Genomic DNA, 25716 nt, shown 5'->3' with positions numbered 1-25716 from the left:
TTTTTGGCAAAGTTAAAGACTTTTTGCACAAGATTAACCATTTTTGATGACTTGTTTTTTGAGGCGATAGCGTTCTTTGGCAAGAGCTTTGAGAAAAGCCAAATCTTTATCCAAACTCTCTTCCACGATAGTTCCGTAAATAGCTCTATCAATGTTTTGCAGGCTTTCGGCAAGTTTTTCTATTTGCAACACTTCAACAATTTCGCTGGAAGTAAATGAGCTATACGGCTCTCCCTCAATTTGTTCTAAATGTTTTTTCCAAAGTATAAGAGCTTGCTCAATATCTTTCAGTCGCTTTCGGGTACGAATTTTAAGCATTTCTTTCTCAAAGTTATCTTCAAAAAGCACTTGCTTTCGTTTGAGATTGAGCAGAATGATTTGTTTTTTTATCCAATCGCCAAAAAAAAGCCAAACAATAGCCAAAACAAAAAAGGAAGTAACCAGCCCTATCACCCAAGCGTGAAAATTGGGTTTGGTAGGCAGTACAGCATATTGCGTATTTGCTTTGAGAGCAATGGTATCTAAACGAGTAGAATGAATGTACTGCTTCAAAAAAATAGAGTCTATGTTAGAAAAAATTGAAACAGAATCTCCATTGGGTTGTATGTAAAAAGCTGGCAAACGCAATTTTTGTACAGGCTCAATTTCAAAACTTTTTAGCCAAAAAATAGCACTATCTTTACTAATTGAGCCTTGGGTTTGGGTAGGAAAGAAATCTTTTTTGTGCCATTCAAAAGGGCTGTATTGATAAGCTGTATCAGGAAAAACCACCTGCCAATGTTTAGGATATTCAAAAGAAAAAGCCACAGGCACGGGCTTACCCAAAAGCAAAGTATCTGTCAGAAATTTAAGTTTAGGTTTGTAGGTAATACTATCTTGCTGGGTAAAGCCGAAGGTGGTAAAAAAAATATATGTCAAAACGAAAGCAATAGCTTTTTTTATCATCTTGTAAATTTGAAGGGTTGCGTAGTTTTACGTTCTGCCCATTCTTTGCCTTTACGCGTTTCGGCAAATTGTCTGCTGGCATTCGCCGAAATTTTGAACCCAATAATGAGTTGGTCATCAAGTTGGCGTTCTTCGCCCCTCCACTCTTCCATTGTTTTGTTCAGGTGTAGGTGTTGAGCCTTGAAATTAGACATTTTGGATAGTTCTACAAATAGTTTTTTTAGATTACTACCTAAAAACTTTCTACCTTTTGCCCCACCAAATTGGTCGGCATAGCCATCAGTAGCTAAATAAACATAGGTATCTACTTCCCCTAATTTGATAACTCGGTTATGAAAATGCTCCTGATTGGACTTTCTTACGCCACCAATCCCCATTCTATCGCCGGGTATTTCCTCAAGCTCTCCATTTCTGATAAGATACAAGGAATTATTCGCTCCCGCAAACTCTAAAATATTATGCAATTCGTGAAAAACTACTATGGCTATATCCATTCCGTCTCGGGCACTTTCTTCAGCTAAATCATCTTGTTTGAGAGCAAATTTGATTTCTTCGTGAAGTTGGTTCAAAATTTCAGCGGGACGCGTAACCCCTCTTTCCAAAATAATCTGATTGAGCAGAGTATTGCCAATCATACTCATAAAAGCCCCAGGAACGCCGTGTCCTGTGCAATCAACTACCGCTACGATGGCTTTATTATCTTTTTCGGCAAACCAATAAAAATCGCCACTCACAATATCGCGAGGCTTAAAGTAAATAAAGGCTTCGGGGAATACGCGTGTAAGTTGTGTTTTAGAAGGCAAAATAGCTTGCTGGATACGTTGGGCGTAATGAATACTATCCGTAATTTGTTTGTTTTGTTCGTAAAGCTCTTGGGTACGTGCGGCAACTAACTGCTCCAATTTTTCATTTTGTTGCTCCATCATTTCTCTACGCTCCCGCTCTTGTTCTTTTTCCAAACGTTCTTTTTCCAAGGCTCTTTGAGCTATTTCTCGGCGAAGCGTGTTGATTTTATCGGCAAGAGCCAAAGAAAGCAAAATCACTTCCATTGCCGAACCTATCTGAATAGAATACGTTGTAATAAAACTTGTGGGGGCAAGTCCTAAACCTCGTAAAGCTACCAAAATTGCACCTATCAGATACACAATCCAAGCTATTACAAAAAAGCGTGCAGGACGAAAACCCGCTTTCAGCGAAGAAAATCCTCCATACAGCAGAGCCAAACAACTTGGTAAAACAAAAAATGTAGCAACTCTTAAAACAATACGCTGCGTAAGTACAAAAGATAAAATCAGACCTACCAGAGAAATCGCTATGAGTATCAGTAGAATTTTATCTAAAACTTTTTGCTTGGTAGCTGTACTCAAAAAGTCTCTTGAAAAGGCTATCCCCGCAATAATAAGCAAACTTGCCGCCATTGGCATATTAAAATGATTGAAGCCGGGAAAATTGCCCCACAAGAATTGAAAGCCTATGCCGTTGAAAGCAAATTGAAAAAGTAAAATCGCTAAAATATTGAAAATATAAAGCAGGTAACTTCTTTCTTTGAGTACGCTGTAAATAAATAAATTGTAAAGCAACATCACTATCATTATTCCATAGTAAATGCCAAAAACCCACATTGAAAGGCTTTCTGCTTGGATAAACTTATCAGGTTGCCATACATAAATAGGAAATGAAACAGTGCTATCGTTTTTGATACGCATCAGCACGTTGTAAGTGCTAAAAGCGGGTAAATTGACTTGGAAAACAAAATTTCTGGTCTGTAAATCTCTCTGTCGGAACGGCAACCAATCTCCCGTTTGTAATTCTTTTACTATTTCGCCATTTTCATTGAAAACGTAAAAACGAACCTCATCTAATACGGCATAGTCTATTTCTATAAAAATTTCCTTTTCACGATTGTGAGGGTTTTGAAGCTGAAATTTTGCAAAAAAAGCCGCTTTGCTATATCCATAATTAGGGCTTTCTTCATTAGGAGGCAAAAATTTATCAGTATTTTGCAAAACCTCTTTGATAGTCATAAAGGCAGTGCTATCCTTAAAAATTCGCAAATACTTCTTTCCTACTTGTATTTTTTCAAATTTTTCGGGAATAGCCACAGGTTCTTGGGCAAATAACAGCAAGCTATACAAAAGAAAGCTAAATAAAAGCCCTATTTTTTTCATTGTGTTCAAAAATTATGGTTGATTTTTTGCACCAAGCCTTTAAGTTCGGATAAAAAAAATTATTACACAAGTTTTTTGCGTTTTTTTTAGTAGTTCCACGAGGCTCTGTACCCTCTTACGTCAATATGCACCATCATTTTTGAATAAAACTTGCCTTTGTATGTCCCAATGCCTCCGATAATTTGAGGATTTTCGTTTTCTACTTCTCGTACTACTTGCACAAAATCATCTACATCTTTGGTATTGGTTTTGCCGTCTTGGTTAATATCTCCAAGCCAGAAATCAATGGCTTTGCCATACAAATGAAAAGAGTTTTTTGCCGAAAGGGGTAAAATTTTATTGAAACCCTCGCTCCTATGCCCCGAAATAATCGTGTAAGAAGGAGCATACCCCTTTTTCAGTAATTTCTGACGAATGAGTTTTTCTTTCAAAATTACTTTGCTATCCAAGTTCTGTTGGCTCAAAACGCTATACACATTGAGCAAAATCAGTACAGAAAAAGCTATCCAAAAGATTTTTTTCATAAAAGATAGAGTTTGAGGACTATCCATAAGAAAAGCAAATATTTTTGAGCAAATTATTTGCCAAATTTTGCAGATTTGCACTTTTTTTGTACATTAACATTTCAGAAACGCTATCGGTTTATGTTTTTTATGCGGTTTTTACCTTTTGTTTTTTACTTGATACTTGCAGATGTATATTTTGCTTTCGCCCAAAAAAAAGCCAAACCCAATACTTCCGAACAGATACAGCAATGGATAGAACAAGGTGAAGCCGAATGGGAAGTCTCTAACTATCAAGATGCTATTGCTTGGTTCAACAAGGCTATTAAGGCAGATTCCAGCAGAGCAGAGGCTTATTTCAAAAGAGCCAAATCTTGGGTTCAACTCAAAAAGTATGACAATGCCCTGAACGATTTGCTTACCGCCGATAGTTTGGGCTACAAAGATAGCGAACACGATTTGTACTTGGGGGTTAGTTGGTTTGGCTTACAAGAGTACAATAAAGCCTTAAATTATCTTGAAAAATTTGAAGAGACAGCCCCCAAAGATAGCCTACAAGCCTCTTTGTACGTACATCTGGCAGAAACTTACAAAGAATTGGGTAAGAAAAAAGAGGCTTCCAGAGCCTATCAGAAAGCCATAGACCTCAAACCCAATGATGCTGACATTTATTTTTTGAGGGCTAATTTTTGGGCTATGCAAGAAGAATGGAAAGAGGCTTTGGAAGACGTAAAAAAAACACTTGCTCTTAATCCTCGTTTTTGGAAAGCCTATAAGCTCAAAGCCGAAATTTTATTTAAGCAAGGCAAAGACCAAGCCAGTACCGAAGCGTGGCAAATGTATTTTTCCAAACAGCCCGACAAGAAAAAAATTACCGCCCAAGATTATAGCCTCTATGCGTATAGTCTTGCCCAACTCAAACAATATCCCAAAGCCGTAGAAGCTATCAGTAAAGCAATAAATTTGGACAAAGATAACCCCGAATGGTATTTTGAGAGAGCTACTTATTACATTTTGCAAAAAAATCTTTCCAAAGCCCTGCAAGATACCGAACAAGCCATAGCCTTAGACGGCGAAGACCTCTCATACTTCCGCCAAAGAGCATTTTTGTACTACCAGCTCAAACGCTATGAAGAGGCACTTTGCGATTATACCTTTTTAGCCCAACAAGAAGAGAAAAACCCCGAAAACCATTACCGAGTGGCAGAGCTGAAATTTTTGCTCAATAAAACACCGCAAGAATATCATCAAGATGTTCTTTCGGCGTATCAGCTCGGCTATCCCAAAGAAAAAATGCTTCCCCAACTCCAACCCTACACCGAAAAAAAACTCGGGAAACCTAAAAGAAAGCGGTTTCTGTGGATTTTTTAGTTTTTATGATGAGCCTCATACAATAGCAAAGCGATAACTTCACTTGCAGTGAAATTATCGCTTTATTTTTGCCGAAAGACTAAAACAGACTTTTGTTCAAATCAAATTCTTCCAGATAGTCTGCAACGCGTCTGACAAACATTCCTCCCAAAGCACCATCTACTACACGGTGGTCGTAAGAATGAGAAAGGAACATTTTATGTCTTACGCCAATAGTATCGCCGAAAGGTGTTTCTATTACAGCAGGAATTTTGCGTATAGCTCCCAAAGCCAAAATGCCTACTTGGGGTTGCATAATAATAGGCGTACCCAAAACATTACCAAAAGAACCAACATTAGAAACCGTGTAAGTACCGCCTGCAAGTTCATCGGGTTTGAGTTTGTTATCTCTTGCTCTACGAGCCAAATCATTGATTTTCTTGGTAAGCCCTACCAAATTAAGTTGATCGGCATTATGAATAACAGGTACAATCAAATTGCCATTAGGCAAAGCTACTGCCATTCCGATATTGATTTGCTTACGCTTGATGATTTTGTCGCCATCAACAGAAATATTCATCATTGGATAATCTTTGAGAGCCTTCACGATAGCCTCTACAAACATTGGCATAAAGGTAAGCGTTTCGCCTTCTCGCTGCAACATTTCATCTTTCACTTTTCTACGCCAATACACCAGATTGGTTACATCGGCTTCTACAAAAGAAGTAACGTGAGGAGCTGTATGTTTGGATTCAACCATTCTTTGGGCAATGATTTTCCTCATTCTATCCATTTCTACAATCTCATCACCCTCATAAATAGGCACAGGCGTAGAAGTTTTTTTCGTTTCCACAGGTTTAAGTTCTTGTACAGGCTCGCTTATTTTTACCTCTACCATAGGCTTTGCCTCTACAATAGGTTCTTTTTTGGTTTCAGTAACTTGTGGCTGTGGAGCTATTTTTTGAGATTTTTTAGCTTCTACATACGCCAAAATGTCGTTTTTGGTAACTCTGCCTTCTTGCCCCGTACCTTGTATAGTTTCCAGTTCTGCCATTGAAATACCTTCTTCTTTGGCAATGCTAAGCACCAAAGGCGAATAAAAACGCCCTTCGCTACTTACAGGTTGAGCCTGTATTTTTTCAGAAATTTCAGCAATTTGGTTAGCAATCACCTCTATTTCGGGGCTTGATGTAGGTTCGGTAGAGCCTCCTCCTGTATCAATGATAGCAATAGGTTTGCCTACTTGCACTACGTCCCCTTCCTTGACAAGAATTTCTTTCAACACTCCTGCGTGGGTAGAAGGGATTTCAGTATCAACTTTGTCAGTGGCTACTTCCAAAATGGATTCGTCTTGTTCAACTTTATCGCCAACTTTTTTGAGCCAGTTCAGGATAGTTCCTTCCATAACGCTTTCGCCCATTTTGGGCATCAGAAGTTCTACAAGAGCCATAATTTTTGATTTTTTCTTTTTGCACGGCAATTTACAAATTAAACCGAATTTGCCAAACAAAAAAGCACAAATACCCGTAAAGATATTTGTGCCAAGCCGGAAATTTACTTATCAATTTTTCTTTTCCCCCTTCAAAGAAACATTCTTAAAAGGATACACATTATTAGCTTTATCCACATCTGCCATTCTTTCGGTAGCGTCTATTTCAATTTTTTCAATATCATCAAGGCTGGCAGGGATTTTGAAAGTATATTCAGGGTAAGTCCAGCCCCAATCTGAAATTAAAATCAGAGGAATGTTGTTTATGTTTTCTTTCTTTTCACCTCTCATCAAATCTAAGGGTATGTTGTAAATTTCTTTCTTGCCATTTTTGTAGCTTACCCATACATCAATGGGCATAATCATCTCTCCTTTACGTTCCAAGGTTACTTCGGTTTCGCCTCCTACTTTGCTTACTACAGCTTTTATGCCATAATCAATAGTTTTAGTGGTGTAAATCCAGTATTCTTTGTACCAATCCAATTCCAAACCTGAAACTTGTTCCATAATACGTATAAAATCATTCGGATTGGGGTGTTTGAACTTCCAGGTATTAAAATATTCCAACATTCCCTTTTCAAAAGCCTCTTTTCCGATAACATAACTCAACTGATTTAAGAAAACCGAACCCGCAAAGTAGCTACTCACACTATAAGCTCTATTGGTACGGTAGTGGTCGGCGTGGGTACTTAAAGGCTCGTTTTGTCCTGCTTTTACAAGTGCAAAATAACTTCGATAGCTATCAATATGAGGGTTTTCTTTATTGACGCCCATAATTTCAGCCATTACGTAATCTTCGGCAAAAGTAGTAAAGCCTTCGTCCATCCAAGGATATAAACTTTCATTAGTTCCCAAAATGCCATAAAACCAATTGTGAGCGGCTTCGTGAACGGCAACTCCTACGAGTCCTCCCATTTCTTTGTGCCTGCCCAAAATGAGCGTTGCCATAGGGTATTCCATACCACCATCGCCACCTTGTATAAAAGAAAACTGCTCGTAAGGATACTTGCCAAACTTTTCGTTCATAATTCTAAAAAAACGAACCATATAGTTGGGTAGCTCTCTCCATTTTTCTACAATTTGAGGCTCATTTTTGTAAAAAAAGTGCATTTCGGGTAAATCAGCTTCTTTGCGAATAGTATGCAAAAATCCGGGGTCTGCCGCCCAAACAAAATCGTGAACGTTGCTGGCTTTGAATTGCCAAGTAAGTTTGGGTGAATTAGGACGCTTTACGGGTTTGCCTTTGGTATCGTAGCCTTTGCCTATTTCTTGCGGATTTTGCAAAACACCCGTTGCCGCTACCATATACGAAGAATCTATGCTAATTTTCACATCAAAATCACCAAAAATTCCATAAAATTCTCTACCAATATAAGGGTGAGCGTGCCAACCCTGATAGTCGTATTGAGCCATTTTAGGATACCATTGAGCCATAGAATAGCGTACTCCTTCGGCATTATCTCTGCCTGTACGGCGAATTTGAATAGGGACTTGTGCCTCAAACTCCATTTCAAAAACTACTTGCGATTTGGGAGCAATAGGTTTGGCAAGTTCTACTTCCAGCACTGTACCTTCTACTTTATATTGCAAAGGCTTTCCGTCTTGTTTGAGTGAAAGGATTTTCTGATAACCCATTTCATTTTCTTTGAGCTTGAAGATTCTATCACGCACACGTGTATCGGGGTCTGCGATAGTACGCGAGCGGACGTCCATTAGGCTATTGGGCTGAAAAGCATTGAAATACAAATGATAAAAAACTTTATGAAGCACATCAGGCGAATTGTTGAAATAAACTAATTTTTGCTTCCCCTTGAAACGATTGGTTTGCACGTCCATATCTATTTCCATAATATACTGAACACGCTGTTGCCAGCGGTCAGGTTGGGCAATTGCCCCCAAAGAAACAAGGCTCAAAATAAGCGATACTGCCAAATTTTTATTCATTTCTGTACGATTTAGTGAATTTTGGAAACACAAATATAACGAAAGCCTGCGGGTTTTATTTTGGAAAGCAGAAAAAAGCTCATATAGACGAAAAGACTGCTCCTAAAATAGCGTTAGTCTAATTTTTGTGTGCAAGGTATTTTGAAGCTCAAACTGCAAACCCTTTCAAACCTGCTTTTAAAAATTTTAGAAAATTTCAATAAAAAAGCAATTTGCTTATAGCAAACTGCCTCTAAAAAATCTGCCTGTTGAAAAATTTATTTTTCTTTGGCGGGGGTTTCGGAAATTTCTTCTTTAATGTTTTTTTCTACTTCTTTGGTAGCATCTTTGAACTCACGAATACCACGCCCCAACCCACGTGCCAATTCAGGGATTTTCTTTGCTCCAAAAAGGAGTAGCAAAGCGAATACTATGAGAAAAATCTCGGTGGGCTGTAATCCTAAAAACAAAAGACTTGCTTGCATATAAAAGCGATTTGATTTGGGCAAAGTTAAGCATTTTTTAGAAAATGTACAAAAAATGTTTTTATTTCGGCAGATACACCACTTGTTTTTCCAGCTTTTCTTTACTCAAAACAAATATTTCTTTGTTTCGCAAGCAAGGATAAAACTGATAAGCCTTGTTGGCAAAAGAAAGTGAGGCTACAAAGTTTTCATCTGTATATGCTTTTACTGCCTCATTGTAGTAAAAAATACCTACCAGATTTTCCAATGAAATAGTAGAAAGATAAGCAAAATCTCCGATTTTTAAGTCATTTGAAAGCAAACCTTCCGAAAAGAATGCCGTGGTTTCTATCATAAAAACCTCCCCTGCTTCGCCAATCACACACAAAAAAACGTGGTTATCTGTTTCATACATTTGATAGGCAAAATCTGTTTTTTCAAGGAAATAGGCAAAAAGTGCCACCCCCCCTACGCAGTTGTAAGTACCATTCTGAAAAATATGATGCCAAGAGGCGTTTTTTTCGTAAGTTTTCAAATATTTTTGATGTAAAAAGTGAAATAAATACCTCAAAAAAGCCTTTTCATTCTTGAAGCGTAGCCGTTTGCGATGAAGCCTTTGAGCATCTTTTTCTAACTTTTTTTGCCAATTTGTTACTTGTTCATTAGAAGTAAAAACCTGAGAAAATGCCCATAGTTGTTTCCAAGATAACTCTTGCGAAAAAGCCTCCATAAAAACAGCTATGCAAAGCAATATGGTAACAAGCAACCTCAATGTTAATTTAATGTTAAATTTTTATTTCCTAAATTTAACAAAAACTTAACAAATAAAAAAGTAGAAAATGCAAATTTTGCTTACATTTGTTTTTGGTAGTGTTTGTATTCCTTTGCAAACAAGGTTTCTTTGGTTCAGAAGTTTGTTCAAAATTCGGACTTTTGCAACCTCAAACCCTTCAAAACTGCCCTCATAAATTTTTTAGAAAAGCTCACAAGATTAGTATTGGATATGAAACACCTACTCCCTTGCGGTAGTCAGCTGTATTACGAGCTACACGGCAATACGAATGCAGAAATCACACTTATATTTTTGGGCGGGCTTTCGCAATCTACAATGGCTTGGCAGGCTTACTTGCCCGCTTTTTCAGAAAATTATAGAATTTTGCTTGTAGATTTGATGTTTCAAGGGCAATCGGATAATCCTTCGCAGTTTAGAACTTTCAAAGAACACGCCGAAGACCTCCATCATCTTTTACAAAGTCTTTCAAGTAATAAGATTGTACCCATTGGCATATCGTATGGAGGGGCAGTGGCAATGCGTTTGATGTACTATTTTCCTCAGAATATCTATAAAGGCGTTCTTATGGCTACTTTTGCCCATAAAACGCCTTTTTTTGATGCCATAGGCGATGCTTGGCAGAGAGCTTTACAAGTAGGCGGCTACCCTTTGATGCTTGATGTTATGCTTCCTTTCGTACTTGGACAACATTATTTCCAAAATCCACTTATTCCCATTGAAACGCTCAAACAAATGCGTATCAGCAATGATTTGAGCATTGACCGACTCGCCAAACTAATGACAGCCACCGCTATCAGCGAGGATTTTCGCCCTAATTTGCAAGAAATTCAAATCCCTACGCTTGTTATTTGCGGAGAAGAAGATATTTTATGCACCCCCGAAATGCACCAAGAAATTGTAAAAGCTATGCCCAATGCAATCTATAAAGAAATACCCAACGTAGGACACACCCTTAATTTAGAGGCTATCCCCCAAACAGTTGAGCTTATCAAAGCATTTTTGGCTTCGTGAAATTTGCTTAATTATTCACGTTCAAAAAGTTTGAAGGTTCGAGCGTTTGAGATAAAAATTTTACTCTGTCTAAAATTGTTCTAAATCCTATTTCCTGCTTCTTGTTTCCTGTTTTTACCTAAACAAATTTGCTTATTTCAGCAAACGAGCTTTTGAGCTATTTCGCCAGCCTGCTTGGCTTTCGTAATTTACAAAATATATTTTCAAGTCTGCTTGGCTCTCATAATCCACAAAGTAGATTTTTTTATTCGCCTGACTTTCATATTTTACAAAAAACCACTTGCCATCTTTATTGGCTTGGCTTTCGTATTGCACCTTATACACCTTCAAATCTGCTTGGCTTTCGTATTTGGTAACAAACACTTTAATATCTGCCTGCGACGCGTATTTGGTTTCATACACTTTTTGTGCCTGTGCCATACCCAGTAAAGCACAAACAAAAATCAGAGTTAGCACAACTTTTTTCATAAATTTTCGTTTTCTGCAAAGTAAAATTTTATTTTTGCAAAAGCAAGCTATTATGTAATTTTTATGTAATTTTTTTGCTTTTTCTAATCTTTTTCTCTATCATTGTACGCAAAAACGTTTATTGAACAATGGCAAAACTAAAAAACATAATCAAACAACTCACAAAACAAGATTTTGACGTAATTTTCAATAGCTTGATGGAAAGTAATGCAGAAAAATCAGCATACTTACTTCAAATGCTTTATCAAGAAAAAATGTCTGATTCGCAAATTATGGAGCGTTTAGATGTAAATAGCAATGCCTATTACACACTCCGCTCTCGCCTGAATCAGCGTATAGAAGAATATCTTTTAGAGCAAGTAGAAAACCCACGTGCCGATTTGCTCAAAAAAGTTGCTAATATCCCTGAAATTGTTTTTACCAAAAAAAGAACCATTGTAGTAGCCACGCTCAAAAAACTTGAAAAAGAGCTATTGGATTACGACCTTTCTAACGAACTTACCATTGTCTATAAAACGCTCAAAAGACTCCACGCCCACACTTCCGATTATTTCACTTATTCCCAACTTTACAACAAACACGTTGCCTATATGCTTTCGGTGGATAAAGCCGAAACGCTCATTACGGAGTATTTCCGTAAGTTTGGTAGTTTTTTCTTTTCGGGCAACGAAACCGAAAAATTAGAACTTACACTCATTCACAAAGAACTTCAATCTATTCGCAACCTTTACGATTCGCATCGCTTGTTTGTCTATCAGAGTTGCGTAGGTATTTTTCATCTGCTTTTTGTAGAAGGCAAAGACTCAATGGACGAAGAAGCCATTGAAAACACCATAGCCAAAGTAGAAAGAATTTTTGGTATGTATCCGATGGATACCACCTATCATCATCTCAAAATTGTGTTTGAATTCCTAAAACTTGAATACTACAACAGCTATAAATTGTATCGTAAAGCCGAAGACTACTACGACGAAGTCAATGATTCCATCAGTACGCTTCTTTCCAACTATACCATTTACACTTTCCCTGCTCGCTTTCTTTATACCAAAATTGAAAGAGCATTACGCTTGGGCTTGCAAAAAGACCTTTATGCCGAAAATATCCATATTTTTGAAGATCTAGAAATGGATAGCGAAGATATACCCAACTATGTGAGCTACGTAGTGTATCGGGCTTTGGGTTGCCATTATGCCGAAAGGCACGAAGAAGCGGCTCGCCTGCTCAACAACTTACTCAATGATGTTTCTATCAAGAAATATCCTTTGGCACTCATTGAAGTAAAATTGATTTTAGCATTGCAATACGCTATCAACAAAGAAAACGAATTGCTCACCCAACTGCTCGGTAGCGTACAAAGACAAATCCGTATGCTTGGCAAACAGCAATGTGCGGCATCGGCTTTGTTTATCAAGGTTATCAAACTCATCATCAATCAGAGCAAATCCGATAGGTCTAACAAGGCTCGTGCCTTGATGGATAAAATCAGCCAAATTCCACGAACAGGTTTTGCTCCTACCAAGTATCTTACTATTGATGACAAACATTTCAAGTAAAGAATGATTGTTGCAGAAAATATTTTCAAAAGTTACGGCAAACTGCAAGTGCTGAAAGGCATTAGTTTGCAGATACAAAAAGGCGAAATCGTAACGATTGTAGGAGCTTCGGGTGCAGGAAAAAGCACCCTTTTGCATATTTTAGGCACTTTGGATAAAGCCGATTCGGGAACAATCCGTATCGCAGGCGAGGAAATTCAAAAGCTCTCCGATAAAAAACTCGCACAATTTCGTAATGCCCAAATTGGTTTTGTATTTCAGTTTCACAATCTTTTGCCCGAATTTTCGGCACAAGAAAACGTAGCTTTGCCCGCCTTGCTTGCAGGCAGAAAAAGCCAAGAAGCCTATCAGGAAGCCGAAAAATTGCTTGCAATGTTCGGATTGGCTGAAAGAATGAAACACTTGCCCAGCGAACTATCGGGCGGGGAGTGCCAAAGAATCGCCGTAGCTCGTGCCTTAATCAATCAGCCACAAGTCATTTTTGCAGATGAACCCAGCGGCAATCTGGATAGCCATAATGCCGAGCAACTTCACCGCATTTTTTTTCAAATTCGTGAGCAGTTTCAAACTACTTTTGTGATAGTTACGCATAGTCACACGCTTGCTCAAATGGCAGATAGAAGCCTTTTGATAAAAGACGGACAAATACAACTTTGAAAAGAACATAAACAAAATTTTGCTAAAAACGTTTAACACCCAAAAACCAATGCTTATGATTCGCTACACCGTAGAAGACCAAATTGCTACCATTGCGTTCAATATGGAAAATGCTCCTATGAACGTTCTCAACGAAGATTCTATCAAAGCCTTTGAGGAAGCCATTGATAAGGCTATCGGTGATGCCAACGTGAAAGGTATCATCATTACTTCGGATAAAAAGGAGTTTGTGGCTGGTGCCGACCTGAATATGCTACTCAAAAATGCTTCTTTGGAGCAAAGCTATACAATGATAAGCTATCTACACAAAGTTTTCAGGAAGTATGAAACTTGTAAAAAACCCGTAGTAGCGGCTATCAATGGAACGGCTTTGGGAGGCGGCTATGAGTTATGTTTGGCTTGCCACTATCGGATTGCCCTCAATGATAGCAAAATACAAATAGGCTTGCCCGAAGTAATGATAGGGCTTTTCCCTGGCGGCGGTGGTACGCAACGCTTACCCCGTATGATTGGCATTGAAAAAGCCTTGCCTTTGCTTTTGGAAGGTAAAAAGCTCAACCCTGAACGTGCTTTGAAAGAAGGACTTATCAATGAACTTGCCCAAAGCAAAGAAGAACTTTTAGAAAAAGCTAAAAATTGGATTTTGGCTAATCCACGTGCTTTACAGCCTTGGGACGAAATTGATAAAAAAGGCAATGTAGTAGGTATGCAAAACTATAAAGTTCCCGGTGGAAATGTCCAATCGCCCAAAGGCGTACAAACGTTCATTGCAGGAACAGCACTTTTGCAAGGCAAAACACAAGGCAACTATCCCGCCCCACAAGCCATAATGGAATGTGTATATGAAGGTTTGCAAGTTTCTATTGATGACGGCTTGCTGATTGAAGCCAAGCATTTTGCTCGTATCAGTCAAACCCCCGAAGCCAAAAATATGATAAGAACGCTCTTTTTTGCAATGAACGAAGCCAACAAAGGAGCGGCTCGCCCCAAAGATATTCCCACTGCCGATGTGAAAAAAGTAGGTATTTTAGGAGCAGGTATGATGGGAGCAGGCATTGCGTATGTGAGTGCGGTAGCAGGCATTGAGGTAGTGCTAAAAGATACCAGTGTAGAAAATGCCGAAAAAGGCAAAGACTATTCCCGCAATTTGCTCAAAAAGGAAATAGAAAAAGGCAGGTATTCGCAAGCACAAGCCGAAGAGATTTTGGCTCGTATTCATACTACGGCTTCTGCCCAAGATATGCAAGGCTGTGATTTGATTATTGAAGCCGTTTTTGAAAACCGAGAACTCAAAAACCAAGTTACCCAAGAAACAGAAGCCTTTTTGAGCGAAAAAGCCATTTTTGCCTCCAATACCTCTACTTTGCCTATTACAGGACTTGCCGAAGCCTCCAAGCGTCCTGAAAATTTCATCGGTTTGCATTTCTTTTCGCCTGTGGATAAAATGATGCTTGTAGAAATTATTATGGGCAAAAAAACCTCACCTTACGCACTGGCGGTAAGCATTGATTATGTGAAAAAAATCAAGAAAACGCCTATTGTAGTCAATGATAGCCGAGGATTCTATACTTCAAGAGTCTTTGGCACTTATACCGCCGAAAGTATTACGATGCTTTCCGAAGGGATTTTGCCCGCTCTCATTGAAGCGGCAGGAAAAGCCGCAGGTATGCCTGTGGGTGGGCTTGATGTTTCTGATGCAGTTGCCTTGGATTTGATGTATAAAATTTATCTACAAACCGAAAAAGATACAGGAATTAAGGTTACCGATACCCCTGACGGCAGAGTAGTGAAAAAATTTGTAGAAGAACTTGGCAGAGTAGGTAAAAAAGCTAAAAAAGGCTTTTATGAATATCCCGAAGATGAACCCAAACGCCTTTGGAGTGGCTTGAAAGATGTTTTCCCACCTGCACCCGTTCAGCCTGATATTGAAGAGCTGAAAAAACGCATTCTGTACCGACAAGTAATTGAAACCGTGAAATGTTTTGAGGAAAACGTTGTTACAACGCTTCGCGATGCTGATGTAGGTTCTATTTTGGCTTGGGGCTTTCCACCTTATACAGGAGGGGCTTTGTCTTTCATTGATTATGTTGGGGTAGAAAATTTTGTAAAAGAAGCCGATAGACTCGCCGATACTTACGGCGAACGCTTCCGCCCTACGGCTCGCCTCCGAGAAATCGCCCAAAGTGGAAAAACATTCAGAGCGTTTTATGAATAGCCTTTCAAAACTCCCGAAATTTCATCGGGAGTTTTATTTTTTCAAAACTTTTTCCCAAAGTTTTTTTACATCATCTTTGCTGAGTTGCGAAAGTCTTTTGTTGTTTTCTGTTTGCACATCTTTCTTGATTTGAGCCCCCAATGTTTCTACCGAAGGCACTCTCAAAATGTGTAAAATAGGATAAGGAGCTATGCCCGGCAATTGCTGAGGCGAATCGGCAGGGATACCCTCAAATCGCATCAAAGGGTGGAAAGAAACAATCTGATATTTCTGCACCCAACTATTCAGCACAATCATTTCCTCACAAAATTGCATAAAAGCCACAAACTGCTCCATTTTACCCAAAGCAGGCAAAACTACAAGCGTTGTTTCTATATCAGGATTTTTCTCTAAAAATTCTATTTCCTTAGCAAAAACCTCTAAAAACCCTTTCATTGTGCTTGATTCGCCCACTACAAAACGAACTGACCCATTTTCGTAAGGCATTTTGGCAAAAGGACATAAATTTAAGCCTATGATAAAAGTTTCTACCCACTTACGAGTAATTTGTATGATTTCCTTTTTTTCCTTTGCCGAAAGCATTTTTCGTTTGTATTGAGTATAGAGTAAAGAGTATTGAGTAGTAAGTTGTAAAATTGCTAATGCCGACCATTTATTGAGGTAGCCAATAGTTTTTTACAGAACTACTATTTAGCAGGTAAAATTTTCCCTTCGCACTCGCCAAAGCCAATTCTGATGCCGTCTTTTTCGGCAAAGCCCCGAATAATTACGCTATCCCCGTCTTCAATAAATTTTCGCTCCGAACCATCGGCGAGTTTGAGCGGTTTTGTACCTTTCCAAGTAAGCTCAAGCATAGAGCCATAAGAATTAGGCTCTTTGCCACTGATAGTACCCGAAGCACACATATCGCCTACACGTACATTGCACCCATTGATAGTATGGTGAGCCAGTTGCTGGCACATATTCCAATACATATACTTGAAATTACTCTGACAAACAAGCGTTTCTTTTTTCGCTTTTTCAGGTTTCAAATATACTTCCAAATGAATATCGTAACTTTTTTTACCCTTAAACTTCAAGTAATCCAGCACTTCGGGTTTTTGCTTGGGCGAAGCTACACGGAAAGGCTCCAGAGCATCAAGGGTTACAATCCAAGGCGAAATGGTTGAAGCGAAATTTTTAGCTAAAAAAGGTCCCAGCGGTACATATTCCCATTGCTGTATATCTCTTGCCGACCAATCGTTGAAAAGCACTAAGCCGAAAATATAATCTTCAGCTTCGGCAGTGCTGATACTTTCGCCAAGCTGAGTTTCTTTACCAATAATAAAAGCAACCTCCAATTCAAAATCCAAAAGTTTGGTAGGGGTAAAATAAGGCTTTTCGGCATCAGCTGGTTTTACTTGCCCTTTGGGGCGGTAAATAGGCGTACCTGAAACCACAATAGACGAAGCTCTGCCGTGATAACCCACAGGCAAATGCAACCAATTGGGCAAAAGTGCATTTTTAGGGTCTCTGAACATTGAACCAACATTGGTTGCGTGTTCTTTGCTGGAATAAAAATCGGTGTAATCGCCAATATGCACGGGTAAGTGCATTTGTACGTCTTTTATATTGTAGAAAGCTAATTTCTGCGTTTCTTTATCTTTTCGCAGTGTTTCATTTTCTTTCTGAAAAAGTGAAGAGAGCAAATCGCGTGTTTTACGCCAAAAGGGTTTGCCCAATGCAATAAAATCGTTGAGCGTTTCGGCGTGGAAAACAGAGACATCGGGCAATCGCAGACTATCCAAATAGCCTTGCTCTACTAGTACGCTCAAATCTATGACCGTATCGCCTATGCGTGTGCAAGCTCGTGGCGTACCTTTCTGAAAAGAAAAAACACCAAAAGGAATATTCTGAATAGGAAAATCACTTTGCTCGGGAACTGCTATCCAAGAACGAAGAGCAGGATTATTGGCTTTGATAGTAGGCATATTTTTGGTTATTTAGCAAGTGTAATTTCGCAAAAATAAAAGATTTTTTTGGGCTTTTGAACATAAGATATTCAAAAAAACTTTACTTTCGCAAAGTTTTTCAAAAATTCAAAAAAGATATGCGATATTTAGGTTTGCTTGCCATTACCGCCTTGTTTGTTTTTTCTTGTAAAGAAAAAGATAGTGAAAAAAATCAGAAAACCGATAGTAGCAAAGTTCAAAAAATAGAGGAAAAATCTATCCAAATTGATAGACTTGCTACCAGCCAAGCTGAAATTTTGGCGGCTCTTACCCCCCAAGATACCACAAAATACGGGAAAATTGTCAATAGCGATATTTTCAAAAAACACCAAGAAGCCTTCAACAAAGGTTGGGAAAATTTGGAAAGTAAATATTTGAGCAAAATCCGCCCTTGGCGAGATAAAGAGCTTGCCGATATGAACAAAGAGGGCGTAACGGTATTTTATCCATTCAGCGGTCCTGATATTCTCAATGCCTACAATCTCTTTCCCAATGCGGATAACTTCATAATGTTTGGCTTGGAAATGCCCGGACTTTTGGAAAAAGATTTGTACGCCAAAGATGATAAATTTATCAATGCCTATTTTGCTGATGTTCGTAATGCTTTGGAAGATATTTTTGCTCGCAATTACTTTATTACCAGCTATATGGGTTCAGACTTGTATCGGCGTGCCAATGGGGTTGCTCCCTTGATGTGTGTGTTTTTGGCTCGCACAGGCAATGAAATTGTAAGTATCCAAAGGGTAGGCATAGATAAAGACGCCAAACCTATTTTCAAAGATATTTATGGCTCCAAACCCGATACTACCTATTTTGGGCTATTCTTTGAGATAAAAAACAAAAATCGTAAAAAAACGCAAAAAATTTACTATTTCTGGGGTGACGTGAGCGATTTTGCCCTTGTGAAAAAGCCTCAGTTTGATAAATTCATTCGCAGTTTCCCCAATAAAGTGGGATATTTGAAATCTGCCTCTTATGTGCTTTTCAATCCTAATTTTCAGATAGTTAAGAAAATTCTTTTGGAAGATACGGGCATCATTTTCCAAGACGATACAGGCGTGCCTTACCGCGATTTTGTAGCCGCAGGCAACTGGGATATACAACTTTATGGCAAATATTCGCGTCCTGTTGCCGATTTCGGTAGTTATACACACCAACCTGACCTACGCGACGCTTTCAAAGATAGCAGTAAAGTGAAAAAAATTGATTTCCGTTATGGTTATCATTGGAAAACAGATGGGGCAAGCCTCATTGTAGCTCGTCGCAACAACAATCCGCCTAAGTACGTACAACCTACGGCAGAAGAAAATATGAAAAAATACCCCCCTTCCAAAAAGAAATAACACTTTTCTTGAATATTTTGTCAGGGTGGGCTTTGTGAAGCCCACCTAAACTTTCAAAAATTATGAAACTTCATCGCAATCTTTGCGAAGCAGTAGTTTTAGCCTTGCAAGCCACTTTCAACCAAAAGCAGTACGCCGATAAAGTTTTAGAAAAACTGCTCAAAAGCAATCCGAAGTGGGGAGCAAGAGATAGAGCATTTATTGCCGAAAATACCTACGAAATAGTGCGTTGGTGGCGAAAGCTACTATTTTTGGCGAATGAAACTTATTATGAAAATGGCTCTAACTACGAAAATAGAGTTTTTTGGCGAGTTTTAGGGGTGCATTTGCTTTTGCAGTACAAAAATATTCCTACTTGGCAAGAGTGGCAAAATCTTTCTCTGAAAGAAATTGAGCAAAAAGCGGCAAATATTCGTGAAAGAGCCGTTTTGTATTCTATTCCTGATTGGCTGGATAAGCTCGGCGAGCAAGAACTTGGAAAAGATGCTTGGGAAAAAGAATTGAAAGCACTCAATACACCCGCCGAAGTAATATTACGAGCCAATACACTCAAAATTTCTGCTCCCCAGCTCCAAAAGCTCTTACAAGAACAAAAAGTAGAAACAAAATCTACCCCATACAGCCCCGATGCCCTTATTTTAGCCACAAGGCAGAATATTTTTCAAAATCCTTTGTTCAAAGAAGGATATTTTGAACTGCAAGATGTGGGTTCGCAAGAAATTGGACGTTTTTTACGAGTACAAGCAGGCGAGCGTATTGTAGATGCCTGTGCAGGTGCAGGTGGAAAAACCCTGCATTTGGCAAGTATTATGCAAAACAAAGGCAGAATTATCGCAATGGATACCGAAGCGTGGAAACTTGCCGAACTCAAAAAAAGAGCTAAACGCAATGGCGTAAACATTGTAGAAACTCGCCTTATTGAAAGTAGTAAAACTATCAAAAGATTAGCCAATTCGGCGGATAAACTGCTTTTAGATGTGCCTTGCAGTGGTTTAGGAGTGCTTCGTCGCAACCCCGATGCCAAATGGAAATTATCGGAAAAATTTTTGGCAGAAGTACAAGAAAAGCAAAGTCAGATTTTACAGCAATACTCACAAATGCTAAAAAAAGGCGGATTTTTGGTATATGCTACGTGTAGTATATTGCCTTTGGAAAATGAAAAACAAGTAAATAACTTTCTATCGCAAAATAAGAACTTTCGCCTTCTTGAAAGCAAGCATCTCTTGCCTTCTGAATATGGATTTGACGGCTTTTTTATGGCTTTGTTGGAAAAAACGAACTAAAAAAGGGCAAATTTGCATTTGCCCTTGCTTTTAGCCCTCATATTTGATTTTGGTAACCTCCTCATCAATCATAAATCTACCTACACCTTCTTCGCCGATTACATCAAAAAGTTCTAATGCACGGCGAGCCTTGAATTCTTCTTCAATTTGCTCTTGCAAGAACCAGTGCAAAAACTTTTCAGTCATATAATCGTGATTTTTACGGCATACATCAATGAGGCGATTGATAGCAAGGCTTGTTTCCACCTCCGATTCCAATGCTTTTTCAAAGACACTTCTGAAAGAATCAAAATCATTAGGAACATTTTTTACATCAGGGGAAATAGCCGTACCACCCATATCAGCTACATAACGGAATATTTTGAGCATATGCTCACGCTCTTCTTCGGCTTGTTTGTAAAAATATTCTGCACTATTGTCGTAGCCGTTTCTGTCGCACCAAGAACCCATTGCCAAATAATGAGCCGAATTGAAGGCTTCCATAGCAATTTGAGCATTGAGGGCTTTTTCTACATCTTCTTTCAAAGAAGATTTCAAACGCATTACATCTTTCATAACACTTACAATGTTTAACTTTTGGCAATAATACAAGTTTGCTCGCAATTTAGTTTCAAAAAATTACTCACAAAGGCTAATTTATAGCAAGTCTAAATTTACAATGCTTCTTTTTTAGAACGCTTAAAAGCCTCCAAACCTGCTTTCAAATACTTTTCAAATTCTTTTACATCAGGCTCATAGCCTTTGGGTGGGCTAACAAGCAGATTGCCCTCAGTATCTAAAAGGCAGTAATAAGGCTGGGCAATATTATCAAAACGCTCTGCTTCAAAATGCAAGTTTATTTTTCCAATGGTCTTTTTCACCTTCCCATCAACTTTGGAAACTACCCACTCACTTTCAGGGAGTTCGGTTTTATCATCAGTATAAAGTGAAATAATCACGTAGTCGTTTTTGAGCATAGAAAGAATTTCGGGCTTTACCCATACGTATTCTTCCATTTTACGGCAGTTGGCACAGCCGTGTCCTGTAAAGTCCAAAAAAACGGGTTTATTCACTTTTTTAGCATAAGCCATACCTTCTTTGTAATCAAAAAAACCTTTTAAGCCGTAGGGCAAATGCAAAAAATCGCCATATTTCACCGATTTTGGGAAATCATCGGTTGCGGAAGCCTCTGCATTGTAAGAAATTTTTTCAATTTGCGTATCTAAACTAAAATCTTGGGTGGTTTCGGGTGGAATAATGCCACTCAAAAGTTTCAAATTTGCCCCCCACAAACCGGGTAACATATAAATCGTAAAAGCAGAAGCTAAAATGGCTACCAAAGTGCGAGGCACAGAAAGGCGTTCTATTTTGCTATCGTGAGGCAATTGGATAAAGCCAAACAAATACAAAGCCAGTGTCCCGAAAATTGCTATCCATATTGCCAAAAAAATGTCCCTATTCAAAATACCCCAATGGTGAGCCAAATCGGCTGTGCTTAAAAACTTAAATGCCAAGGCTAGTTCCAAAAACCCTAAAAATACTTTCACGGTATTGAGCCAGCCCCCCGATTTGGGCAAACTTTTCATTGCCGTAGGGAAAAGTGCAAAAAAAGTAAAAGGAATAGCAAAAGCAAGCGAATACGCTACCATTCCTACCAAAGGCTTTACGACTTCCCCCTGTACTGAAAGCAAAATAATGCTTCCCGCAATAGGTGCAGTACAAGAAAAAGACACCAATACCAAAGTAAAAGCCATAAAAAATACTGCCCCGTAACCACCTCCATCTGCCTTGCGGTCAATTTTATTTACAAAACTGCTGGGAAGCATAATTTCAAACATTCCAAGAAAAGACATTCCAAATACAATGAAAATCGCAAAAAACAAGAGGTTAGGTATCCAATGGGTACTGAAATCGTTATTGAACTCAATCCCAAATGCCAGCGAAGTAAGAAGCCCCAAGATACCATAAATGAGAATGATAGAAAAGCCATAAATCAAGGCTTTTACTACCCCTTTTCGGCGATTTGCCTTCATTTGAGTTTGTTGCTCGGCAAAGTCGGCTTGTAAATTGATAGGCTTATCGCCTTTCATAAAAATAGATACCGTCATTGGTATCATCGGATACACGCAAGGTGTAAGCAAAGCCAAAAAACCTGCAAAAAATGCCCCCAAAGCAAATAACCATATACTTCCCCCGTCTTGTTTTTGCGTATTTTTTAGCGGTGCGGTAGTTTTTTCCGTTTTCAGATTATTCTTACTTGCCTGATTTTCCGTATTTGAAGTATGAACAATAGTTTTTCCTGTGCTATCAGGGTTTAGCTGTTGCTTTGTTTCAGGATTATTTTCTGGCTTGGTTTGGTTTTGGGCTTGGGTATCGTCATTTTTTTTTTCAGAGGTGTTTTCGGCTTTGATAGTCAGGTTGCTAAAATTGAAATCATATTCGCAAGGAATACACTGCCCTGTTTTATCCGAACAAGTCTGATATTCTACGGTGCCGGCAAGCTGGAAATCTTTTTTTAGAATTTTTACTTTTTGCCGAAATTCGCCTTTCTTTTTGAAAAAACGAACTTCCATTTCAAAGATATTATCGTATTTTTTTTCTGCACCAATAGCTTCCAAATTGCCTACCAACGCATACGAAGCATTTGGCTTGAATTTGAATTTAGTTACTTGGGGACCTCCCTCTTCAAAATCGGAAGAATATACATACCAATCAGGTTTGGGCGTTACAAAGAAACTAATGGTAACTACATCACCAATTTTAGCTTCTTTGGGTAAAGCTTCTACTTGCCAAGTAGCACAATTGTTTTGTGCGAAAAGCTGAATATTCCAGAATAAACTTGCTAAAACAAAAAGAAAACGCAACTTCATAGCCTTAAAGAATTATTTTTTTTGCACATTCACAAAGAATAAATCTGTTCTGACGGAAAAAGGTTCATTGAGGAGCGAATTATTTCCACCTCGGGCATCAAAAATAATAGTTTCCCAATCTGTTGAAGCGTTGAGCGTCATTTCGGTAGAGCCAAATTTTACCACAATAGGCATACGAAAATCTTTTACATCAGCCTTGAAGCGATACTGAAATTTTCCGCCCTCTATTTTGTATTCAAAAGTAGGTATCTGCGTAAATTTGAGGTATTGCATAAAAAAAGGTAGCAAGTCCATACCTGTTTTTTTATTCCAAAAAGCAATCACTTCATCGGTATTTGTGTTTTTCCCTTTGAAATTCTGATAAAACTCTTTCAGATAAGCAAACCACTTTTCATCATTAGCAATCATATTTCGCAAAGTGTGCAACATCAAAGCCCCTTTGAAATACATATCGCCACTGCCTTCCTGATTTACATAACGAGGCGGTAAAATAGGTTTGTCGTTTTGAATGATTTTTTTCCAGCCATTGGCATATTCATAGGCTTTGGCTTTTCCCCACATACATTCTACGTAGAGAGCTTCGGTATAAGTGCAAAAGGCTTCGTGTATCCACATTTCGGCACGCTCGTCAGCGGAAACACTATTACCCCAATACTCGTGTCCTGTTTCGTGAATAATAATGAAATCAAAGAGTTTGCCAATGCCTGTACCCGTAAGGTCGCCGCCCAAATATCCTTGCAGATATTTATTTCCATAGGCAATCGCCCCTTGATGTTCCATACCCAAATAAGGCGTTTCTATCAGTGCGAAGCCATCATTCCAGAAAGGATATTTATCAAAAAGTTTTTCATAACAGGCAAGCATAGGCTTGACCTGTTCAAACTGCTTTTGGGCTTTTTCTACGTTTTCGGGCAAAACGTAATAGTCCAGTGCAAGTTTTGAGCCATCTTGAGCAGTATAAGTATCAGTGAAATGAGCGTATTTGGCAACATTCAGCGTTATGTTGTAATTATTGATGGGGTAGCTTACTTTCCAAATGTAGCGGGTAAAGTTATCAGAAAGGTTTTCAGTTTTTAGCAAATTGCCATTAGCCACTGCTACAAGCCCTTTGGGAACTTCGTAAGTAAGTTTTACGCTATCGGGCTTATCCGACCAGTGGTCTTTGTTCGGAAACCAAATGCTTGCCCCTACATTTTGGCAGGCTACACCAATCCAAGGGTTGCCTTGTTTATCTTTTTGCCATACAAAGCCACCGTCCCAAGGAGCTTTTTTTGCTTCTTGGGGCGTTCCTTCGTAGATAATTGTAATTTTTTCTGTACTACCTTTTTTTTGCTTTTTAGACAAGCGAACCCAAACCGCTCTTTCTTCCCTTCTGAAAGATAAAGATTTTTTTCCCCATAAAATTTTTTTGATTTGCAATTCGGGGGCTAAATCAATTTGTATTTCTTGCGTATCGGCATTGAGTAAAAAAGTAATCGTATTTTGCCCCGAAATAAACTTTTTTTCAGGGTGAATGCGTAAGTGCAAATCATAATGCTTTACATCATAACAAGCCCGAGCCGAAGACAAATATCCCAAAAGGCTATCTTTGCGAGAAAATTGGGCTTTTGCCACCCAAGGAAGAAAAAGAGCTAAAAGAAAAGCTAATTTATTCATTCTTGTTTGGGTTTGCCTTTGAGATGTTTCACATTGAGATGCTTACGTGTCATTTCTGTATCTATCAGTTGCGATTCGGCGGCGTTATCGTCTTCAATATCTTTTACGTATCGCATACGCAAGCGAACGGCTTGGGCTTTTTTTACCATTCGCATATTCAGCATTTCTACAAGCAAGGCAAAAAACATAGCAAAATACACATAGCCTTTGGAAATTTCTTTTTCCAATCCTTCCATAATGAGTACCGTGCCAATCATTACTAAAAATGCCAAAGCAAGCATTTTTACGGTAGGATTTCGGCTTACAAAATCATTGACAGGATTGGCAAAAAATATCATTACCACCATAGAAAGCACTACGGCTATAATCATTATCCACAAGTTTTCGGGCTTGGAAGCATCTACCATACCGATAGCTGTCAGAATAGAGTCAAAAGAAAAGACAATATTCAATAGGGCTATCTGCACAATCACACCAATAGGAGAAGTTCCTTTGCCATCTGCCTTGATAACCTCTTCGTGTCCTTGCAACTTGTGATGAATTTCAGAAGTTGCTTTATAGATAAGGAAAAGCCCACCTGCCAAAAGAATCAAATCTCTGCCACTGGGGTGAAAATCGTAGCCAATAAGTGGCACTTGCCAATGGAAAAGCGGCTTGGTAAGCCCTATAATAAAAGAAAGTAAAAAAAGTAAAAGCACACGAGGAACAATCGCAATGATTAGCCCGATATTGGTAGTTTTCTTGCGTTGCGATTTTTCCAGCTTATTGGCAATCACAGAAATAAAAATGATGTTATCAATCCCCAGCACCACTTCCATAAGTGTAAGGGAGATAATCGCAATGAGCGACTCGGTAGTAAATAAATGGCTAATGACTTCGTTCATAAACAGAGTGGTTGCTTTGGCAAATGTAAAAAAAATGATTTGGGTGTAAAAATATGGTGTAAAATTTTATTGACTTTACTTTCTTTATCTGAATTGCTAATTTCATTTTGCTTAGGCTAGCCCATTCCGAAGCCTCTAAGTATTAGCTATCTGAAATAGACTTTTATACAT

Annotated in this window: 21 protein-coding genes; 7 read left to right on the top strand and 14 right to left on the bottom strand. The window is 38.6% G+C overall.

Annotated features, from left to right (window positions below; all coding sequences use genetic code 11):
* Positions 1-33 precede the first annotated feature (33 nt).
* The 3 genes from ACWITO_RS07750 to ACWITO_RS07740 form a co-directional block, all read right to left on the bottom strand.
* Positions 34-945: a hypothetical protein gene (locus ACWITO_RS07750; RefSeq protein WP_448529422.1), complete on the bottom strand. Its 912-nt coding sequence runs from the start codon at positions 943-945 to the stop codon at positions 34-36.
* On the bottom strand, positions 942-3113 hold the full coding sequence (locus ACWITO_RS07745; RefSeq protein WP_448529421.1) for a 7TM diverse intracellular signaling domain-containing protein: 2172 nt from the start codon (positions 3111-3113) through the stop codon (positions 942-944). Before ACWITO_RS07745 ends, ACWITO_RS07750 begins: the two co-directional genes overlap by 4 nt.
* 86 nt (positions 3114-3199) lie before the next feature.
* Positions 3200-3637 (bottom strand): hypothetical protein, encoded by a 438-nt coding sequence (locus ACWITO_RS07740; RefSeq protein ID WP_448529420.1) that lies wholly within the window; start codon positions 3635-3637, stop codon positions 3200-3202.
* Between the two features lie 75 nt (positions 3638-3712).
* Here ACWITO_RS07740 and ACWITO_RS07735 point away from each other — a divergent pair, with 75 nt between their 5' ends.
* Complete coding sequence (locus ACWITO_RS07735; protein WP_448529419.1) at positions 3713-4987, top strand: tetratricopeptide repeat protein; 1275 nt, start codon at positions 3713-3715, stop codon at positions 4985-4987.
* 79 nt (positions 4988-5066) lie between these two features.
* Here the strand turns inward: ACWITO_RS07735 and ACWITO_RS07730 are convergent, their stop codons facing one another.
* From ACWITO_RS07730 to ACWITO_RS07715, 4 genes are all read right to left on the bottom strand, one after another.
* Entirely contained in the window at positions 5067-6416 is a 1350-nt protein-coding gene (locus ACWITO_RS07730; RefSeq protein WP_448529418.1) for a dihydrolipoamide acetyltransferase family protein, read from the bottom strand.
* Positions 6417-6527: 111 nt separating this feature from the next.
* Entirely contained in the window at positions 6528-8399 is a 1872-nt protein-coding gene (locus ACWITO_RS07725; protein ID WP_448529417.1) for a M1 family metallopeptidase, read from the bottom strand.
* A gap of 257 nt (positions 8400-8656) precedes the next feature.
* The gene (locus ACWITO_RS07720) at positions 8657-8863 is read right to left on the bottom strand and encodes a Sec-independent protein translocase subunit TatA/TatB (protein WP_448529416.1); all 207 of its coding nucleotides are present in this window, start codon (positions 8861-8863) and stop codon (positions 8657-8659) included.
* A gap of 61 nt (positions 8864-8924) precedes the next feature.
* Complete coding sequence (locus ACWITO_RS07715) at positions 8925-9614, bottom strand: hypothetical protein (RefSeq protein WP_448529415.1); 690 nt, start codon at positions 9612-9614, stop codon at positions 8925-8927.
* Positions 9615-9845: 231 nt separating this feature from the next.
* Here ACWITO_RS07715 and ACWITO_RS07710 point away from each other — a divergent pair, with 231 nt between their 5' ends.
* Positions 9846-10646 (top strand): alpha/beta fold hydrolase, encoded by an 801-nt coding sequence (locus tag ACWITO_RS07710; RefSeq protein ID WP_448529414.1) that lies wholly within the window; start codon positions 9846-9848, stop codon positions 10644-10646.
* Positions 10647-10778: 132 nt separating this feature from the next.
* Here the strand turns inward: ACWITO_RS07710 and ACWITO_RS07705 are convergent, their stop codons facing one another.
* The gene (locus tag ACWITO_RS07705; protein WP_448529413.1) at positions 10779-11114 is read right to left on the bottom strand and encodes a DUF6150 family protein; all 336 of its coding nucleotides are present in this window, start codon (positions 11112-11114) and stop codon (positions 10779-10781) included.
* A 128-nt stretch (positions 11115-11242) separates the two neighbouring features.
* On the opposite strand from ACWITO_RS07705, the gene ACWITO_RS07700 reads away from it, so the two are divergent.
* From ACWITO_RS07700 to ACWITO_RS07690, 3 genes are read left to right on the top strand one after another with little or no spacing between them, the layout of a single operon-like run.
* Positions 11243-12667 carry a hypothetical protein gene (locus ACWITO_RS07700; RefSeq protein ID WP_448529412.1) on the top strand — a complete coding sequence of 475 codons (1425 nt, stop codon included), beginning with the start codon at positions 11243-11245 and terminating at the stop codon, positions 12665-12667.
* 3 nt (positions 12668-12670) lie between these two features.
* On the top strand, positions 12671-13324 hold the full coding sequence (locus tag ACWITO_RS07695; protein WP_448529411.1) for an ABC transporter ATP-binding protein: 654 nt from the start codon (positions 12671-12673) through the stop codon (positions 13322-13324).
* Between the two features lie 55 nt (positions 13325-13379).
* On the top strand, positions 13380-15539 hold the full coding sequence (locus ACWITO_RS07690) for a 3-hydroxyacyl-CoA dehydrogenase NAD-binding domain-containing protein (RefSeq protein WP_448529410.1): 2160 nt from the start codon (positions 13380-13382) through the stop codon (positions 15537-15539).
* A gap of 33 nt (positions 15540-15572) precedes the next feature.
* On the opposite strand, the gene ACWITO_RS07685 is transcribed toward ACWITO_RS07690, so the two are convergent.
* Positions 15573-16121, bottom strand: coding sequence for a DUF1415 family protein (locus tag ACWITO_RS07685; RefSeq protein WP_448529409.1), 549 nt, complete (start codon positions 16119-16121; stop codon positions 15573-15575).
* 104 nt (positions 16122-16225) lie between these two features.
* Positions 16226-17509 (bottom strand): fumarylacetoacetase, encoded by a 1284-nt coding sequence (fahA, locus tag ACWITO_RS07680; protein ID WP_448529408.1) that lies wholly within the window; start codon positions 17507-17509, stop codon positions 16226-16228.
* 119 nt (positions 17510-17628) lie between these two features.
* On the opposite strand from fahA, the gene ACWITO_RS07675 reads away from it, so the two are divergent.
* The gene (locus ACWITO_RS07675) at positions 17629-18873 is read left to right on the top strand and encodes a hypothetical protein (RefSeq protein ID WP_448529407.1); all 1245 of its coding nucleotides are present in this window, start codon (positions 17629-17631) and stop codon (positions 18871-18873) included.
* Positions 18874-18935: 62 nt separating this feature from the next.
* The gene (locus tag ACWITO_RS07670; RefSeq protein WP_448529406.1) at positions 18936-20156 is read left to right on the top strand and encodes an RsmB/NOP family class I SAM-dependent RNA methyltransferase; all 1221 of its coding nucleotides are present in this window, start codon (positions 18936-18938) and stop codon (positions 20154-20156) included.
* A gap of 30 nt (positions 20157-20186) precedes the next feature.
* On the opposite strand, the gene ACWITO_RS07665 is transcribed toward ACWITO_RS07670, so the two are convergent.
* From ACWITO_RS07665 to ACWITO_RS07650, 4 genes are all read right to left on the bottom strand, one after another.
* Positions 20187-20711 carry a ferritin gene (locus ACWITO_RS07665; RefSeq protein WP_448529405.1) on the bottom strand — a complete coding sequence of 175 codons (525 nt, stop codon included), beginning with the start codon at positions 20709-20711 and terminating at the stop codon, positions 20187-20189.
* Positions 20712-20809: 98 nt separating this feature from the next.
* Entirely contained in the window at positions 20810-23005 is a 2196-nt protein-coding gene (locus tag ACWITO_RS07660; protein ID WP_448529404.1) for a cytochrome c biogenesis protein CcdA, read from the bottom strand.
* Positions 23006-23017: 12 nt separating this feature from the next.
* Entirely contained in the window at positions 23018-24661 is a 1644-nt protein-coding gene (locus ACWITO_RS07655; RefSeq protein WP_448529403.1) for a M1 family metallopeptidase, read from the bottom strand.
* On the bottom strand, positions 24658-25545 hold the full coding sequence (locus ACWITO_RS07650; protein WP_448529402.1) for a TerC family protein: 888 nt from the start codon (positions 25543-25545) through the stop codon (positions 24658-24660). Before ACWITO_RS07650 ends, ACWITO_RS07655 begins: the two co-directional genes overlap by 4 nt.
* Positions 25546-25716: the final 171 nt, after the last annotated feature.

Source organism: Raineya sp. (assembly GCF_053497555.1).
Note: the sequence above shows the minus strand (reverse complement) of the source record. Positions and strands in the feature narration are given on the sequence as shown.